Raw genomic sequence first — 17,769 nt, forward strand, 5'->3', positions numbered from 1 at the left:
TCATGAACTGAAAATAGTTCATTGCGTTTTAATTATTTTTTAATATTTCGGCCCGTTGGGTCAGGATCCGATCAATTTCACTGGCTGGCACCGGTCGGCAATACAAATATCCCTGAAAATAATCGCATCCTTTTTGTGACAAATACAGTCTTTGTTCCTCGGTTTCAACCCCTTCTGCCACAATGTAATGCCCCACCCTTTTGGCCATGTCAATGGTGGCATCCAAAATGGCCTCGTCGTCGGGGCTCAAACCAATGTTTTTCACAAACACCTGATCGATTTTGAGGGTTTTGGCGGGAATTTTGCGCAAGTAATCCAGGGTTGAATGGCCGGTACCAAAATCATCAATGGATAAGGTACAGCCCAGATTCACCAGCTTCTTGAACATCAACAAGGCGTCTTTAACGCTCTTGAATTTTTCACTCTCGGTGATTTCGAAGTCCAGGTGTTTGGGATAAATGCCTGACTCATTGATCACTTCACTGATTTTCTCCGTCAGGTTTTTATCCGACAATTGCAATGGGGACAGGTTGACTGACATGGTCAACGGCAAATTGAATTTTCGTTGCCAGGTTTTCAATGTCTCACAGGATTTCTTGATCACCAACATGCCAATCTGGTGAATCAAATCCGATTGTTCGGCCAAGGGAATGAACAAGCCCGGACTGATGATGCCCAAGTCGGGGTGTTCCCATCGCACCAAGGCTTCAAAGCCCATGATGTCTTCGGTGGTGGCATCGATCTTGGGTTGGTAGTAGACATCAATTTGCCCTTCCTCAATGGCCAGCTGCAAATTCTTCACCATTTCTTCGTTCTGCTTGGCATGATCACCGTCCAGTGAATCCTGATACAAGGTGAAGCGGTTTTTACCGTTGAGCTTGGCATCATACAAGGCAATGTCGGCATGTTTGATCAGCTTATTCACCGTCTGCCCATGTTCAGGGAATTGGGCAATCCCCAAGGAAATGGTCAAATTGATCTCACTGCCATTTTTTAATTTGATGGGATTGGCCACGGCTTTCAAAATGTTGCTGGCGATTTGTTTGGTTTTTTCTGCGTCCACATCTTTGTACAGCAAAATCAAAAACTCATCACCGGCATAACGGGCGGCCACACCATGGGCATTGACGTGTTTTTTCAGTAAATTGGCGATGTTGATCAGCACATCATCACCCACATCATGACCCAAAGAATCGTTGATGACTTTGAAGCGGTCCAAATCCAGGAACATCACCGCCACATAAGCCGGATTGGTTTCAATGGTTTGTTCGATGGCTTTGACGATGTAGCGGCGATTGAGCAGATTGGTCAACACGTCATACTGACTCTCGGATTCGTGTGATTTTTGCAAGGCTTTGAAAGCCATGGATTGCTTATAATGCAACGACAGTTGTTGGAACAACAGTTTCAAGGTGGCCCATTGTTTCGGTTTTTTGACACAACCACTAACCATCAGTGCGTCACTTTTGTCATCCACCGCGCAATTGAAGACCACAAAAGTGTTGATCGAATAAAACTTCAAAAAGTCATCACCTGGAATTTTTTTGTGGGCTTCGTCTTCCACTGAGTAGGCCCGGGCATTCTGTAGCTTGCGGGTGACAAACTCATGTTGAGAACTGATGAACTTTTGCGCAAAATTACTCAATGAACAGTCCCACACCAAATCGGTGTATTGACCAGACCGTTTTTTCGCCACGATGAAGCAGAAATCAAAACTTGCCCATTTGAGCAATGTTTTCATGTCTTCAAGTTGCGCCTTGTTGTCGAAATCCAAGGTGGTAACCAAAGACAAAAAGTGCAGGAATTTTTGCTGATAGACCTGCTCAGTCCGGTCATGAAGTTCTGCCAAATAGTATGGATCATCACCGATGCTCACATAATTGATGCGCAATATCACGGCTTTGTAACCACTGCCAAGGTCAATCAACAGCCGTTCTTTGATTTGTCCTTGTTCGGTTAACGTGGCTTTGAGGTGTTCAATGGCACTGATTTCCTTGGCTTCAACCAATTCATACCAAATCTTGTCTTGCAACGCCTCCTGGTCCACAGCAAACACCGACTTAACCGAATCATTGACGTGCGTAATCCGATGGCTGTTGACATCAATCAACACCTGAGGCAAACCCGAAGGTTGAAAATACTGGGTCAGAAAAACTTCCAGCTCGTTGTGTTGGTGCACAACCGACTTGGTCGTGGACTCTGATGACTGTTCCAAGGCCACTTGTCTGGCCACCAGTTCCGATTGCAATATGGGGGAAAACAACAAGTCATCAACGTGGGATTGGATCTCCACAAACTGCTTGTGATTCAAATTGACTTGCTTTGAGACCAAACCCACCATATGCAAGGCTGGGAATTTGACTTTCAAATCCAATATCTGCTTATTGCTTTGCACCCATTGTTTGGAAATTTCAAACACCAAAACCGCAATGTCATCGTCTTCATTGGCCAACATGTCATGCATTTGAGCGAGATCGGTGGCGGTGTAAATTTTGTCAGCCTCCAAGCCATCAAAGTAATCAAAGAAAGCCAAGCGGTCTTTCTTCTCGCCACAAGCAATCAGGATGTTTTGATTACGGAAGCTCATTGGCACTGATCCACTTGCCATCCCGCAACACGTAGTTTCCATCCAGCCCCATGTTGAAATCTATGATCTTGCCATGGATGGCAAAAAACTGGTGGGAAGAGCCTTTGGGCAAGATGAACAAGAATTTAACGGCACCACTGAAATCGGGTGTGTTGCGAGAAAAAAACAATTTGGCTTCCAACCAAGTGTCTTTGTCATTGATCGGAAAAATGAATACCGAGAAGTGTTTCCTGTCACTGGCAAATTTAACAGCCGCGCTGAAATCTCTGGTTTTGGGGGGTGGCGGTTCGGAGCTTTTCAGGTTCATCAGGCCTTGTTCTTTGACCCACAAATAGGTCGCCCAACCGGTCCTCAATGACAAGGACTTCAAGCTTTTTGGTAAGCCCTCGACTGAATTTTTATGTACATACAGCGCTTGAGAGGCAGTCCTCAGCTCATCTTCTAAATTGAGTAATTCATGGCTGCTGAGAAACTCACTCATGTCACATGGTTAAGGATGGGATATCCTCTCCGCTGTATGGGGCCAGGATGGTGTTGATTTTGGTTTTGACCACTTCCATGTCGGCATCGTCATTGAATTGCACCCCAATGCCTTGAGATCGACCGCCTTGTGACCCTTTCGGGGTAATCCACACCACTTTCCCGGTGATGGGCATGCGCTCATCTTGATCCAAAGTGAGGATCATGAACACGTCGTCACCGATCTTGTATTCTTTGGTGGTTTTGACAAACAAGCCACCATTGTTGATGAATGGCATATAACATTGGTGCAACTCTGCAGCACCCTGGATGTTTAAAGACAATATGCCTTTTTTGGCCATACCCCCTGCAAATGCCATGGTTACCTCCCGTGATTCAGTTCGTTCTTTATTTCGATCAACAGCGACTCCAGCAACAACTGGGGTTTGATCTGGGTATTAAAGTTTAGCATAAACTGTTGAATCAATTCATTCAATTTAATAATAATATGAGTCACTTTCGGACTGTTCTTAATTATTTGATTTAAAGAATGATTGGCAAAAACTTCGTGAGACATGGCTTGCCACTGAGATTTCATCAGATGCAAACCATGGCGTTGCAACATGGACCAATCATTGAGGGTGAACCCCTCGTTTAATGATTTCGCCCCTTGCGCTGTGGAGATGTGCTCATTGAGCACCTGCACCAACACATCCAGTTGCTGCTGAAACTGTTGCAAATGTCCGGTTTCCAACAAGCTTTGACAAGTCATCGGCTGCCAGTCGGTTAAGATCAGGGCATCATTCACTGCCGCTTGATCTTGCCCTGTCTGGGCCGTCAACCAATCTGCCAATTGTTGCTTTTCGGCCGCATTCAACACCACATCCAAAGTGATGCATCGGCTTTTGATGGTCGGCATCAATTGGTGCCTGGATTCGGTGACCAAAAACAACAAACCACGACTGGGTGGCTCTTCCAAGACTTTCAACAAGGCGTTGGCGGCGGCGGTGTTCATGGACTCCGCCTGGTCGATGATCGCCACTTTGTAATCAGAACAATGCGGGGTCGAAGTGAAGAATTCAGTCAGTTCTCTGATGGCTTTGACTTTGATCAGGTTTTTCTCAGGCCTGACCCAGTCGACATCGGGATGGTGTCCAGCCGCCAGCAAACGGCAGTTTTGACAAGTGCCACAATGTCCATTTTGGTCAACACGACACAATAAGTCGGCCAAGATCTGCTGTAACAAATTATGTTTGCCCATACCGGGTGGCGCATTGACGATCACCGCTTGCGGTTTGTGGTCATTGGCCAGGGCCGCATGCCATTGGGCCAGGTGTTTTTCCAACCAAAATAATTTCATGGCTCAAGCCCTGTTTTAAATGCCTTCATGTGGTCGACAATTTGGGCTTGGACCTGGGCAATCGATTGATTGGCATCGACCAACTTAATGCGGCCGGGGTCTTGTTCAGCCCGTTGCAGATAGCCCTGCCTGATCTGCTCAAAAAAGGTCAGGTCTTCTTGTTCTATGCGGTCTTTGTCCGATCGCTGGGCGGCCCGCTGCAAACCAGTGGCTGGATCGACATCCAACAACAAGGTCAAATCTGGTTGGGTGTCTGCCACCACCCACCGTTCCAAAAACTCAATGGTGGACCAGGCGATGCCCCGGCCTTGCCCTTGATACGCAAAACTGGCATCCACAAAGCGGTCCGAAACCACCCATTGACCAGCCGCCAAGGCGGGTCTGATGACTTTGGCGAGGTGCTCATTGCGCGCAGCAAACATCAACAACAATTCAGTTTCATCGGCCAGGTGATCACTGTGCAACAACAACTCACGTATGCGCTCAGCATTGGCCTCGCCGCCGGGCTCACGGGTGGTGATGTAAGGTACTTGCCACGCATCCAATTGCGCGGTGATGCAGGCCATGGCGGTCGATTTGCCGGCCCCTTCAGAACCTTCTAAGGTGATGAATTGGGCGCCCATCACTCGCCCCGCAAATAGGCAGCCACGGCTTTTTGATGTTGCTCGTAAGTCTCGCTGAAGGTGTGCCCGCCTTTGTTGTTGGCCACGAAATACAGTTCCTTGCCCTGGTTGGGGTGGGCAGCAGCCACGATCGATGCGCCACTGGCCATGGCAATTGGGGTGGGCGGTAAGCCAGTGCGGGTGTAGGTGTTGTAAGGCGTGTCGGTTTTCAAATGGGCGGAGGTGATGTCACCCGCATAGGCCGAGCCGACACCATAAATCACTGTGGGATCAGTTTGCAATTTCATGCCTTTTTGTAGGCGTCGGTGGAACACCCCTGAGATGATGTTGCGTTCACTGGGCTCTGCCGTTTCTTTCTCAATGATCGAGGCCAAAATCAACAATTCATAAGGGGATTTGAGGGTGAGTGATGGGTCGCGGTTTTCCCAGGCTGTTAACAATGCCTCATTGAGGTCCTGGTGGGCCCGCTGCAACACATCAAAATCAACATCGTCTTTGGTGTACTGATAAGTTTCTGGTAAAAACTGACCTTCCAAATTGCCCGTTTGAATGCCCAATCTGTTTTTCAATTCACTGTCCTTGATGTCCACCAAAACCTGTTTCAGTGGACTGTTGAGAAACTGTTTTTTGATTTGTTCCCAGGTATGCCCTTCAACGATGGTGATGCTGTAGGTTTTGACCCGGTAATCATCGATGTAGGTGATCAATTCGCGTGGCGTCATGGCTTCAGCGATTTCAAACTCACCAGATTTGATGGCACCACCCAGGTCATTGAAACGGGCCATGATTTTCCAGTTCATTTCGGAACCATAGCCGCCTTGGTCATGCACCATGGCAACAAAGTCACTGTAATGACTGCCTTTTTCGATGTCCAACACCACCGGTAAATTCTTAAATACCGGGGTCAGCAAGAACTGCTGGTACTGCTGATACAGGAAAAATCCGACACCAGCCACCAACAAAATCACCACACCTGCAATGGACAACAATACTTTTTTCATGCATTCAATAACGCTTCCCAATACCTGTTTATTGTAGCGTGAACCGATGAGGAAGTGCCAAAGGAAATGCAATCTTTTGCGCCTGGGCCAATGACTTGGGACACCGCTGTGAAGCCACGCACCGCATTGCCCACCAACAGGCCATCAAAATCTGGCACTTGCTGCCAAGCAATCGCTTGTTGTTGTACCGCACACACACTTTTGAGCCAGCTCAAGGCCACGCCCTGGACGCCACATTGACTCAATTCTGGAGTCCATATCTGCTCCCCTTTGAGCAACAACACGTTTTGCTGGGTGGTTTCAATCACCTGGTCTGCCACATCCAGCAGCAACAAATCGTCGGCGGTGGGGTGTTGCTGCAATTCGGCCGACAACAACACCTGCTCCAGCCGACTGAGGTGTTTGAGTCCAGCCAGGTTGGGTTGGTGTGACAAACGGCCATTGGCGACCGCCAAGGTGATGGGATCCGCGGTGGCGGCGTTGAGCAGGTCATGGGCAGTCAACAGCCACTCAAAACGGCCCGTTTGTGGGCGATACCCGCGTTCCTCCCCTGCCCTGAAAACCAACAATTTCAACACCCCATCTGGCTCGGCACATTGGCTGGCGTGTTGTTTCAGCAACCGTTGCATGTGGCTGACATCCAGCGCGTCAAACAGCAAGGCTTCAAGCCCCTTTTGCAAGCGCTGCAAGTGCCATGACAGCAGGGGAATGCGGCCGCGATGCCAGCGCATGGTTTCGAACAAGCCATCGCCATACTGCATGGCCCGATTCAACAGCATATCAGGTCGACTGTGGTCAAATGAACTGGCAATGATCATGGCTTCCCGGATGGATTGTGTGGTTCGGTCATGACGGGTTGCAAGGCATTGATCATGCCCTGGGCTTTGTGCCGTGTTTCGGCCAATTCAGCGTCGGGGTCTGAATCAAATACGATGCCAGCGCCGGCATTGAAGTGGGCCTTTGAATCCAGCATGCCCACGGTCCTGATCAATATATTCAGGTCCACTTGACCGTTGTGGTTGATGTAGCCCAAACTGCCGGTGTAACAACCGCGGTCACGTTGTTCGATGGCATGAATGATTTCCATACAGCGTATTTTAGGACAACCGGTGATGGTGCCACCAGGAAACAAGGCTTTGATGGCATCGACCACCGTGGCGTCCGGTTTCAAAGTGCCTTTGATGTTGGACACAATGTGATGCACATGTTGGTAACTTTCCACCACCATCAACTCATTGACTGCCACGGTACCGGTGCGGCAAACCTTACCGATGTCATTGCGTTCCAAGTCGATCAACATGATGTGCTCAGCTTGTTCTTTGGGCGTCTCCAACAACTCCTTGATCATCGCCGCATCGGCTTGCGGGTCATCACCCCGAGGCCGCGTCCCGGCAATGGGTCGCGTTTCAATGACTCCATTTTTGATGCAAAACAAACGCTCAGGTGAAGAACTGACCACCGCAAAATTTTGCACTTGTAACAAGGCTGAAAACGGTGCTGGGTTGGCTTGGCGCAGGCGTGCAAACAAGGCCGCCGGGGTCACTTCCGGGGCCAGGTTAACCCGATATTGACGGGATAAATTGGCTTGATATATGTCCCCTGCCCGGATCAAGGCCTTGGCCTCATTCACCGCCTGAATGAAGTGATCGGCCGCATCCTCCTTCGGCTGCTCAATGGCCGCTCTGCAGTGTGCACTGGCCGCCGGGGATGACAGTTGTGCTTGAATCATTGCGGCGGCCGCAGACGACTCCGCCCACAAAGTGGTCTTGCCGGCAATTTGATCATGCACCAACGCCCCTTGACAATACACGGCCAAGGCCAAAGGCTCGGCACAGTTGTGCTTGATCAAATGCGCCAACTTCGGCTCCATAAAATAAGCCGACTCATAAGCAAAGTAAACCAACCACCCCCATTGAAATGGGGCGGAACCGGCCGTGTCATTGGGCGGGCCATCAATGCAAAGCAACAATTGCTCCAGCTGCTCACGATCATAGGCCAGCATTTCCATGCTGGGAGCCGCCATCAAGATGTCATAGCGGCCCAAGTGTTCATTGACCGATTGGCTTTCGAGTAAGGCAGGAAAAAAGCCTGATTGGGTAGCCGCCAAGGCCAACAAATCAGGCTTTGAATCAAGTTGAATCTCAATCAAGGTCGATCAAGCAAGGTCAACGGGCCGACAAGGCATTGAACACCAAAGAGCCGTTGGTGCCCCCAAACCCGAAGGAATTGGTGATCACCACACCCACCGGTGCATCACGGGCGGTGTTGGGCACATAATCCAAGTCACACTCAGGATCCGGATTGGTCAAGTTGATGGTGGGTGGCAGAATTTGGTCTTTGATGGCCATCACACTGAACACCGCTTCAATGCCACCAGCGGCACCCAACAAATGCCCAGTCATGGATTTGGTGGATGACACCGCCATGTCATGGGCATGGTCACCGAAAGCCACTTTGATGGCATCACTTTCGCCTTTGTCCCCTTGCGGAGTTGACGTGCCATGGGCATTGACATAGTTGAACTGATCGGCATTGAAACCGGAATCATTGATGGCATTGACCATGCAACGGGCCGCCCCTTCACCACCGGGTGATGGCGCAGTCATGTGGTGGGCGTCAGAACTCATGCCAAATCCAGACAGCTCGGCATAGATGTGGGCCCCACGCTGTTTTGCGTGTTCATACGCTTCAATCACCATCACACCGGCACCGTCACCCAACACAAAACCGTCGCGCTCCAGGTCCCAAGGCCGAGACGCTGCAGTTGGGTCATCATTGCGGGTTGACAAGGCTTTGGATTGTGAAAAGCCGCCAATGGCAATCGGAGTTGAGGCATATTCGGCACCGCCACAAATCATCACATCGGCATCACCGTAAACGATGGATCGGTAGGCCATGCCGATGCTGTGGGTGGCCGAAGAACAGGCCGAAACCATGGCCAAGTTGGGCCCTTTCAAGCCGTATTTGATGCTCAAATGACCAGAAGCCATGTTGATGATGGTGCTGGGAATGAAAAATGGTGAAATCCTTCTGGGGCCTTTTTCCAACCAGGTTTCGGTGGTGTTTTGGATGCCCAAAATACCACCAATACCCGCGCCCACATAGACGCCAATGCGTTCGGCATTGGCCTCGGTAACCTCCAAGCCCGAATCGACCATGGCATCATGACCAGCGGCCATGGCATAGTGGATGAATGGGTCCATTTTTTTGGCATCTTTGGCAGAGATGTATTCAGTGACATCAAAGTCTTTGATTTCTCCAGCAATTTTGGCAGCAAAATCGGTGGTGTCAAAATGGGTGATTGGTGCAATGCCACTGACCCCGTTGCTGATGTTATGCCAGGCTTGTTTCAGTGAATTCCCCACAGGCGATACGATGCCCATGCCCGTGACCACTACCCTGCGTTTAGTCATAGTTTGTCCCCGTCATTAAGTGGTTGCCCTGCAGTTGCATGGCATGATGTTGGTGTGGATTGAATGATTCCAGACCATAAAAACTGGAAAAGCCACGATCAGATCGCAGCTTTTCATTCAAATCATTCGGCAAAAAGTATCAGGCGTTTTCAGTTACGTAATCGATCGCTTGTTGCACAGTGGTGATTTTTTCGGCATCCTCTTCAGGAATTTCACATTCGAATTCCTCTTCCAAAGCCATGACCAGCTCAACGGTATCCAAAGAATCGGCGCCCAAGTCATCGACAAAAGAAGATGAATTGCTCAGCTCAGAAACTTCAACATCCAGATCCAACTGTTCAACTACGATTTCTTTTACTTTATTTTCTACGTCACTCATTGTGGTGTTTACCTATGTAAAAAAGCATATTGTATGCAAGGTTTATAAAATATTCCACCCTTATATTATGGCGGCCAAGGGATTATCAAGTATCCACCTGATATTTGTTTCAAACGTCTGTAACAGACAGCAGCCACTGCCCGTCAGACCTGCCTTCATGACATGTACATGCCGCCATTGACATGGATGGTTTCGCCGGTGATGTAAGCGCCGGCTCCTGAAGCCAAGAACAACACTGCCTGTGCAATGTCCTGGGTTGTGCCCAGGCGTTGCAGCGGCACTTGCTGCAACAAGCTGTCCCGTTGGGCCGCGTCCAACTCATCGGTCATGTCGGTTTGGATGTAACCGGGTGCCACCACATTGACGGTGATGCCACGTGAGCCGACTTCTCGAGCCAAGGACTTGGAAAAACCGATCAGTCCGGCTTTGGCTGCGGCATAATTGCATTGACCCGGGTTACCCATGTCGCCAATCACTGAACCGATGTTGATGATGCGCCCGGTTTTGGCTTTCATCATGCCACGGATGCAGGCTTTGCTCATCAAGTAAATGGATGACAAATTGGTGTTGATGACCTGCTGCCAATCGTCCAGGTTCATGCGCATCAACAGTTTGTCATTGGTGATGCCGGCGTTGTTGACCAACACCGTGGGCAGACCCACCGAGCCTTTCAGTTCAGCCATCAGTTGGTCGACACTGTCTGCATTGGACACATCCAACACCGCCCCACGACCACCGTGGGCCGACAAGTAGTCGGTGATCGACTCTGCACCGCTGGCCGAAGTGGCGGTCCCAACCACCACCGCACCTTGTTTGGCCAAAGTCTCTGCGATGTCGCGACCAATGCCACGACTGGCACCCGTCACCAACACCACGGTGCCAGTTAAATCAAATAAATCACTCATGTTCACTCCCCGATTAATGATTGAAACCCTTTGGCATTGAGCAAAGGGATGACTTGTAAATTGCGATCAAAACGTTTGAACAGGCCTGACAGCACCTTACCGGGACCGCATTCTGCGACGGTGTCCACGCCTTGGTTTTGCAGGGCTTGCATGGTCTCTGTCCAACGCACTGGGGCAAACAGTTGTTGGGTCAAGGCCGCTTTGATGGCCGCCTCACTCTCGTGGCTTTGCACATCGACGTTGTGCAACACCGGAACTTGTGGCGTTTGCCATTCGGTGGCATCCAAGTCCGCTTTCAACTGCTCAGCAGCCGGTCGCATCAAAGCGCAATGAGAAGGCACACTGACGGCCAAAGGCATGACTTTTTTGGCCCCGGCATCGCTGCACAATTGGCTGGCTTCAGTCACAGCCTCAGTTTCACCAGCGATCACGATTTGTCCGGGAGAGTTGTAATTGGCGGGGCTGACCTGGCCATTGGCTTGGGCACAAGCGGCTTCAACCGAGGCCTCATCCAAACCCAACACCGCGGCCATAGATCCCGTGCCGGCAGGCACCGCCTGCTGCATGTATGTGCCCCGTTTGTGGACCAACTGGATGGCATCGGCAAAGTCCACCGCACCGGCACAAACCAAAGCCGAATATTCGCCCAAAGAGTGCCCCGCCATGACGGTCACCTGAATTTCTTTTCGCGCCATGATGGCTCGATAAATACCCACCGAGGTGGCCAACAAGGCCGGTTGGGTCCATTGGGTTTGATTGAGTTCTTCGGCTGGACCTTGGTTGACCATGTTGAGCAAGTCAATACCGAGGACTTCGTTGGCTGTTTTCAAACAAGCGGTCACTTCTGGATGGTCCATCAAACCATCCAACATGCCAACCGATTGCGATCCCTGACCAGGGAATACAAAAGCGAGTTTATTCATTAGTTCTGTCGATAAATCAGTATTTAATCAGAGCAGAGCCCCAGGTGAAACCACCACCAAAGGCCTCCAATAACAACACGTCCCCACGTGCGATTTGACCACTTCTGATGGCTTCATCCAAAGCCAGACCGACCGAAGCGGCCGAGGTGTTTCCATGTTTGTCGACCGTGACCACCACCTGGTCCATGCTCATGCTGAGTTTTTTGGCGGTGGCGGTGATGATGCGCAAATTGGCTTGGTGCGGGATCAACCAATCGATGTCGGTCTTTTTCAAGCCATTGGCTTTCAGGGTTTCTTTGACAATGCGACCCAAGGTCATGACCGCGGTTTTGAACACTTCATTGCCTTTCATGCGGATTTTCAAACCGCCATTGGGCTCATTTTTCAAACCGGTTGAAACCCCCACGGTGGCATTAAGCAAATGATCGTGACCGCCATCGGCATGTAAATGGGTGGACAAAATGCCGGGTTCTTCACTGGCCTCCAAGACGATGGCACTGGCGCCATCACCGAACAACACACAGGTGGTGCGGTCATTCCAATCGACCATGCGGGTCAAGGTTTCGGTACCTATCACCAACGCCCGTTTGTGTTGTCCCGATTGGATGAACTTATCGGCCACACCCAGGGCATATATGGAGCCACTGCAAGCGGCGTTGACGTCCATGGCGGCAATGCCATTGCAACCCAAGCCTTTTTGAATCAAACAGGCGGTGCTGGGAAACACCAGATCTGGGGTGGTGGTGCCGACCACAATCAAATCGATGTCATCGGCGGTCATACCAGCAGCGGCCAAGGCTTTTTCTGCCGCAGCCAAGCCCAACGTTGAAGACGTTTCGCCTTCACCAGCCACATGCCTTTGTTGAATGCCGGTGCGATCTCTGATCCACTGATCATCGGTATCCACCATTTTTTCCAAATCGGCATTGGTCAGGATTTTTTTCGGCAAATGACTGCCGGTGCCACGAATTTTAGAATATATTCTCATTGAAGATTGTCCCACACTTATTTTTTCTTATGTTTGGTCTGATGTCCCTTGCTGGTGCTTGATGTATTTGGCGGTTCTCACCAAGGCATGGTAAAACCCATGTTGATTGCTGTTGCCATGTGCCTTAACCACCAGTCCGTCCAAGCCCAATAACAACGCCCCATTATATTGGGCCGGGTTGAAATTATCATCCTTATTTTGCCCCAACCACAGTGCTTTGAATCGTTGCCACCAACCCCGTTTGGGCGCTGGCTTGAACTGTTGCAACACCCCTTCACAGGCTTTCAATGTGATGTTGCCCACAAAGCCATCACAACAAACCACATCGGCATATCCCGCAAACAAGTGGGTGCCTTCACAGAAGCCCACGTAATTGAGGTCAGATGCCTGCAGCAGGCGATCAGCCTGTTGCACCGTGTCATGGCCTTTGATGTGCTCGGTGCCCACATTCAACAGCGCCACTTCGGGCTGGCGACCACATTCAAGCAGGCCCGGGGCCATGGCCGCTCCCAGTTCGGCCAAGGCATACAAGTCATCGGCCCGGTACTCCAAAGTGGCGCCAATGTCCAAAAACAATGTGGGTTTGGGCACCCCCGGCAACACCGTGGCCAAGGCCGGTCGTTCGATGGGGAAATCCGCCTTGAGCCAATATTTGGCAAATCCCACCAAGGCACCGCTGTTGCCGGCGGTCAGGATGGCGTCGGCTTGTTTGTCAGCCACGGCTTTGATGGCCATGGACAAACTGCTGTCTTGCTTTTTGCGCAAGGCCAGCAAAGGTGATTCATCCATAGTCACCTGCCCTTCGACCACTTGGGGCTGTAAGCGAGGGCCCAGAGATGGCAATGTGTCTTGCAAGCTGTCCAGGGTGGTTTGATTGAGGAACAGTTTGATTTCAAAATCAGCCTGTTCCGCCATGAATTGTTGGATGGCCAGAACGCGACTGAGTGGGGTGTCATCGCCACCCAATAAATCAATGGCGATCACCGGCATGAGATGGCCCCATTGGGTTGGTGCTGGACCATAACCCACAAACAAAAATGGGTAAAGAAATCTTTACCCATTGATGTATTGCAGTTCATGCGAGATTGGCTAGGTTGTGCCATCAGAGTTCAACTCACTCTTCGGTATCAACCTCTTTCTCGTCAAACTGAACGACTTCTTTGCCACGGTAAAAGCCTTCTGGGCTGACGTGATGACGCAGATGAGTTTCACCGGTTTCACTTTCGATCGATAAAGTGCGTGATTTCAACTTATCATGCCCACGTCGCATGCCTCGTTTAGAAGGTGTGACACGGCTTTTTTGTACTGCCATTTTGATTCTCCAAAATTACTTAATCTTTTGTTTTTAATTCTTTCAATGCAGCAAAAGGATTCTCAGTTTCCTCTGCCACTGGCTCACTGTCCTGATCTGCCAAGTATTGACTGTTCAATCGGGCCCCGGGTTTCAATGGAATGTCGGGGATTAACAACAACACCTCATCTTCCAACAAAGCCTTGGGATCAACCAGCATGTCCACCACCCATGAGGGTGACACATGGGCTTCCAGTTTAGCCTCGTCCTCCAACTCACTGATGAAACCAATGGTGTTGTTGGACTTGAGCTCAAACTCAAAAGTGTCCAGGCTGCGTTGACAGATCAACTCCAGCATCGCTTGAATTTGAATGGTTGCTTCTCCCAATACCGTTTTGGAATGTTTGAACTGGATGTCATAGTTGATTTCAGCCTCTTGAGAACTGATCAATTCTGACGGCATCCGGTCCAATTCTGACAGCAACAACACCCCATGCAATCGATATTCTTTCCTTACCGCTGCATTCAATTCAATTGAATCTGGTAGTGATTTAGCCATAGCCGGCGAATTCTACTGGTTTTGCCCGGTGATTGCAAACCAATTAACGAGTTTTTCTGAGACAATGATTATAACCAAAACCCTTGATAATTGGGGACTTTTACGCATTTTAGTCGGATTGATGACAAGCGCACATGGATTCAAAAGTGGCCCACAGTTTGATATCATAGAAATCCTTCTGCAATCGACGCCAAAGTGCCCATCCAAATACAACCAGTCAGCTACGAAAAACGCCTGCAATCCCGCGAATTGAGCGCGGTTGAATTGGTGGTGATTCATTGCACCGAATTGCCCGATTTGGCCATGGCCAGAGAATATGCCGAAAAGGTGTTGTACGACAGTGGGACCGGTAACTGCGGACACTATTATGTGGATCGCAACGGCGATGTTTTGCAGTGGGTGGACCCAGCCTTTGTGGCCCACCATGTCAAAGGCCACAACCTACAATCCATTGGCATCGAACTGGTCAATTCGGGTCGTTATCCTGATTGGCATGTGTCCACAGCACAAACCCCATCGGAACCATACCCGAAACAACAAATCGACGGCTTGGTGGGTCTTTTGCAACACCTGCAGTTGACTTTACCCAACCTCAAACACGTGGCTGGCCATGAAGACCTGGATCAAACACGCATTCCGGCCAGCGACAATCCGCAGGTCCAAATTGCCCGCAAAATTGACCCGGGCCCGCTGTTTCCCTGGCACCAAGTGATGCCACAAATCAACCTCATCAATATAGGCTCTCATGCAAAACAATATGAATGAATTGGATAAATTATTGGGTTATTTTGAACTGGAACACCTGGAAGTTAATTTGTTCCGAGGCCAGTCACTGGACATCGGCACGGGTCGCATTTTTGGCGGCCAAGCCTTGTCACAAGCCCTGAAAGCAGCTTACCTGACCACTGAAAACCAAGAGGTGCACTCATTACATGCTTACTTCTTGCGCGAGGGTGACTGCAATAAACCGGTGATTTACCAAGTTGAACGGGCCCGTGATGGTCGCACCTTCAGCAACCGCCGGGTATCGGCCATCCAAAATGGCAAACCAATTTTAATCTTGGCTTGTTCATTTCAAAGATTAGAAGCCGGGATGGAACACCAAAAGCCCATGCCTGCGGTGCCACTGCCAGATGAGTTGACCGAAAAAACCCTGATTCCAGGGGATAAAATCAAACACCTCTCGCCGCGGATGCGCCGCACGCTGACCACCCAGGGTCCCTTTGAATTTCGCTTTGTTGATGACGTCGATCCTTTTGACAGCGAACCCAAAGAAGCCATCAAGCGTTTGTGGTTCAAGGCCCGCTATCCGCTGGATGAGCCACAACTCATGCACCGCACCTTGCTCACTTTTGTGTCAGATTACCACCTGGTTTCAACCGCCACCTTGCCCCATGGGGTGTCGTATTTGGACCCCAAATTGCAATTTGCCAGTTTGGATCACGCCATGTGGTTCCACCGCCCCTTTGCCATTGACGACTGGTTGCTGTATGACTGTGACAGTCCCAGCGCATCGGAAGCCAGGGGCTTTGCCACCGGTCATGTGTTTGACATCCAGGGCAATTTGGTGGCATCCACCGCTCAACAAGGCCTGATGCGCATGTGGGAAGAAGCCAAGTCTTCTTGATCAAGGCTGCTTGGGGTCGCGGATGATGGCCCACCCCAAGTAGGCAAACACAATGGCCACCACAGGATTCAGTAAATTCAACAAGGCATAGGGTGCAAAATCAAGCACCGAAATGCCCAAAGTGGCCGCGTAAAAAGCCCCAGCTGTGGTCCAAGGAATCAGGCCTGCCAGCAAGGTGATGCCCTCTTCCACGGAACGCGACAACACCGAGGCATCAATGCCTTTCTTGGCATAGGCTTTGCGAAACACTTGGCTGTTGAGAATGATGGCAATGTAACCTTCGCCCAAGGCCGCCACCGTCATGAAGCCGGAGCCTATGGTGGCCGCCACCAAGGAGCCGGTGCGACGGGTGCGATCCACCAACCCGCCCAACAAGGCCATCACAAATCCAGCACCTTGCAAAATGCCACCCAAGGCAATGGCGATCAAGGCCAACAACAAGGTCCAAGCCATGCTGTACAAACCGCCCCGCCCCAGCAATTGATCGATGTTGTCGACACCGGTGTTGGTGGGACTGTTCTGCCACAAGGCATGGGCCAACTGTGGCACCGTTGCCTCTTGAAACAACCAGGCAATGACCACCGCCACCGCCACACAAGCCGTCATGCTCACCTCAGCAGCAACTTTGCGGTAACTGAGGAACACCATCACCACCACCGGCCAAATGGTGACCAGTGGGTTCAAATTGAATTCGCCAGCCAAGGCGGTTCTGATGGTTTCGATTTGTGCCGTTTGCGCCGCAGTGGTTGACAAGTTCATTCCCACCACCGCAAAAATCAAGGTGACCAACAAGAACGTCGGGATGGTGGTCATCATCATCGAACGGATGTGGGCATACAAATCGGTGTCCGCACTCATGGCCGCCAAATTGGTGGTGTCTGAAACCGGCGACATTTTGTCGCCAAACGTGGCCCCCGATACCACCATGCCTGCGACCCAGTACAGTGGCATGTCTTGCGCCAAACCAATGCCCATGAACACCACACCCAAGGTACCCACGGTCCCCCAAGAGGTGCCGGTCAACAACGACATCAAGGCACACAACACAAAGCCAACCGGTAAAAACACCGCCGGCGAGATCCAATCCAAACCGTAATAAATCAAGGTGGCCACCGTACCACTTTTCATCAAAGCCGCAATCACCAGCCCAATCAACAGAAAAATATATATGGCCGGTAAAGCCCGATGGATGGCACTGCTCATCATCTCCCGAATGGTGCGGTATTGATACCCCAGCACAGCGGCATGGATGGCGGCCCAAACCACCCCCACAAACAACACCACATGCAACAAGTGATCCAACACAAACATGCCAGCCGCGATCAAACCAAACAAGCCAGCAAACACCAACAAAGCGTGCCAAAAATGAACGTTCTTTTCAGACATGGAAATCCACCACATTAAGACCGATGATCAGTATATCGTCTTTTTCATCGCTCTTGGGGATTCGGCAAATAATGACACAATTTGATCCCCGCACCATTCCAATCACATGAAAAAAACGTTACAAGACACCACCCACGCGGTGAGGTGTCTGAGTGGTTGAAGGAGCTCGCCTGGAAAGCGGCCAAAAACATACTTTGGCGTTAATAGCGTATCGGGGGTTCGGAAATTATGTCAGGAACAAAATTTACCATTCACCTCCCTGTGAATG

Annotated in this window: 19 protein-coding genes; 2 read left to right on the top strand and 17 right to left on the bottom strand. The window is 50.5% G+C overall.

What is annotated here, in order from left to right:
• Nucleotides 1-28: 28 nt before the first annotated feature.
• From K7G70_RS12530 to K7G70_RS12605, 16 genes are all read right to left on the bottom strand, one after another.
• Nucleotides 29-2,587 (bottom strand): sensor domain-containing protein, encoded by a 2,559-nt coding sequence (locus K7G70_RS12530; RefSeq protein ID WP_223788998.1) that lies wholly within the window; start codon nt 2,585-2,587, stop codon nt 29-31.
• Nucleotides 2,574-3,068: a hypothetical protein gene (locus tag K7G70_RS12535; protein ID WP_223788999.1), complete on the bottom strand. Its 495-nt coding sequence runs from the start codon at nt 3,066-3,068 to the stop codon at nt 2,574-2,576. The genes K7G70_RS12530 and K7G70_RS12535 overlap by 14 nt, the downstream gene beginning before the upstream one ends.
• Nucleotide 3,069: 1 nt before the next feature.
• Nucleotides 3,070-3,426 carry a PilZ domain-containing protein gene (locus tag K7G70_RS12540; protein ID WP_223789000.1) on the bottom strand — a complete coding sequence of 119 codons (357 nt, stop codon included), beginning with the start codon at nt 3,424-3,426 and terminating at the stop codon, nt 3,070-3,072.
• 2 nt (nt 3,427-3,428) lie between these two features.
• A complete protein-coding gene (holB, locus tag K7G70_RS12545; protein ID WP_223789001.1) occupies nt 3,429-4,406 on the bottom strand; it encodes a DNA polymerase III subunit delta' in 978 nt (325 codons plus the stop codon).
• A complete protein-coding gene (gene tmk, locus K7G70_RS12550; protein WP_223789002.1) occupies nt 4,403-5,029 on the bottom strand; it encodes a dTMP kinase in 627 nt (208 codons plus the stop codon). The genes holB and tmk overlap by 4 nt, the downstream gene beginning before the upstream one ends.
• A complete protein-coding gene (mltG, locus tag K7G70_RS12555; protein WP_223789003.1) occupies nt 5,029-6,030 on the bottom strand; it encodes an endolytic transglycosylase MltG in 1,002 nt (333 codons plus the stop codon). The genes tmk and mltG overlap by 1 nt, the downstream gene beginning before the upstream one ends.
• Nucleotides 6,027-6,848 (bottom strand): aminotransferase class IV, encoded by an 822-nt coding sequence (locus K7G70_RS12560; protein WP_223789004.1) that lies wholly within the window; start codon nt 6,846-6,848, stop codon nt 6,027-6,029. Before K7G70_RS12560 ends, mltG begins: the two co-directional genes overlap by 4 nt.
• Nucleotides 6,845-8,179: an aminodeoxychorismate synthase component I gene (locus tag K7G70_RS12565; protein WP_223789005.1), complete on the bottom strand. Its 1,335-nt coding sequence runs from the start codon at nt 8,177-8,179 to the stop codon at nt 6,845-6,847. The genes K7G70_RS12560 and K7G70_RS12565 overlap by 4 nt, the downstream gene beginning before the upstream one ends.
• Before the next feature lie 16 nt (nt 8,180-8,195).
• Nucleotides 8,196-9,443 (bottom strand): beta-ketoacyl-ACP synthase II, encoded by a 1,248-nt coding sequence (gene fabF, locus K7G70_RS12570; protein WP_223789006.1) that lies wholly within the window; start codon nt 9,441-9,443, stop codon nt 8,196-8,198.
• Between the two features lie 139 nt (nt 9,444-9,582).
• The gene (gene acpP, locus K7G70_RS12575; protein ID WP_223789007.1) at nt 9,583-9,822 is read right to left on the bottom strand and encodes an acyl carrier protein; all 240 of its coding nucleotides are present in this window, start codon (nt 9,820-9,822) and stop codon (nt 9,583-9,585) included.
• A 155-nt stretch (nt 9,823-9,977) separates the two neighbouring features.
• The gene (gene fabG / locus K7G70_RS12580) at nt 9,978-10,727 is read right to left on the bottom strand and encodes a 3-oxoacyl-ACP reductase FabG (RefSeq protein ID WP_223789008.1); all 750 of its coding nucleotides are present in this window, start codon (nt 10,725-10,727) and stop codon (nt 9,978-9,980) included.
• A 2-nt stretch (nt 10,728-10,729) separates the two neighbouring features.
• Nucleotides 10,730-11,650, bottom strand: a complete 921-nt coding sequence (gene fabD / locus K7G70_RS12585) for an ACP S-malonyltransferase (protein ID WP_223789009.1) — start codon at nt 11,648-11,650, stop codon at nt 10,730-10,732.
• 16 nt (nt 11,651-11,666) lie between these two features.
• The gene (locus tag K7G70_RS12590; protein WP_255590038.1) at nt 11,667-12,638 is read right to left on the bottom strand and encodes a beta-ketoacyl-ACP synthase III; all 972 of its coding nucleotides are present in this window, start codon (nt 12,636-12,638) and stop codon (nt 11,667-11,669) included.
• Nucleotides 12,639-12,665: 27 nt separating this feature from the next.
• Nucleotides 12,666-13,628: a phosphate acyltransferase gene (locus K7G70_RS12595; RefSeq protein WP_223789010.1), complete on the bottom strand. Its 963-nt coding sequence runs from the start codon at nt 13,626-13,628 to the stop codon at nt 12,666-12,668.
• 124 nt (nt 13,629-13,752) lie between these two features.
• A complete protein-coding gene (gene rpmF / locus K7G70_RS12600) occupies nt 13,753-13,950 on the bottom strand; it encodes a 50S ribosomal protein L32 (RefSeq protein ID WP_223789011.1) in 198 nt (65 codons plus the stop codon).
• Nucleotides 13,951-13,969: 19 nt separating this feature from the next.
• Nucleotides 13,970-14,488: a YceD family protein gene (locus K7G70_RS12605; protein WP_223789012.1), complete on the bottom strand. Its 519-nt coding sequence runs from the start codon at nt 14,486-14,488 to the stop codon at nt 13,970-13,972.
• Nucleotides 14,489-14,683: 195 nt separating this feature from the next.
• On the opposite strand from K7G70_RS12605, the gene K7G70_RS12610 reads away from it, so the two are divergent.
• Nucleotides 14,684-15,253 (top strand): N-acetylmuramoyl-L-alanine amidase, encoded by a 570-nt coding sequence (locus tag K7G70_RS12610; protein ID WP_223789013.1) that lies wholly within the window; start codon nt 14,684-14,686, stop codon nt 15,251-15,253.
• A complete protein-coding gene (locus tag K7G70_RS12615; protein ID WP_223789014.1) occupies nt 15,234-16,115 on the top strand; it encodes an acyl-CoA thioesterase in 882 nt (293 codons plus the stop codon). The genes K7G70_RS12610 and K7G70_RS12615 overlap by 20 nt, the downstream gene beginning before the upstream one ends.
• Here the strand turns inward: K7G70_RS12615 and nhaC are convergent, their stop codons facing one another.
• Entirely contained in the window at nt 16,116-17,501 is a 1,386-nt protein-coding gene (nhaC, locus tag K7G70_RS12620; protein ID WP_223789015.1) for a Na+/H+ antiporter NhaC, read from the bottom strand.
• Nucleotides 17,502-17,769 lie beyond the last annotated feature (268 nt).

The sequence above is a fragment of the Marinicella meishanensis genome, assembly GCF_019931145.1.
GTDB lineage: Bacteria > Pseudomonadota > Gammaproteobacteria > Xanthomonadales > Marinicellaceae > Marinicella > Marinicella meishanensis.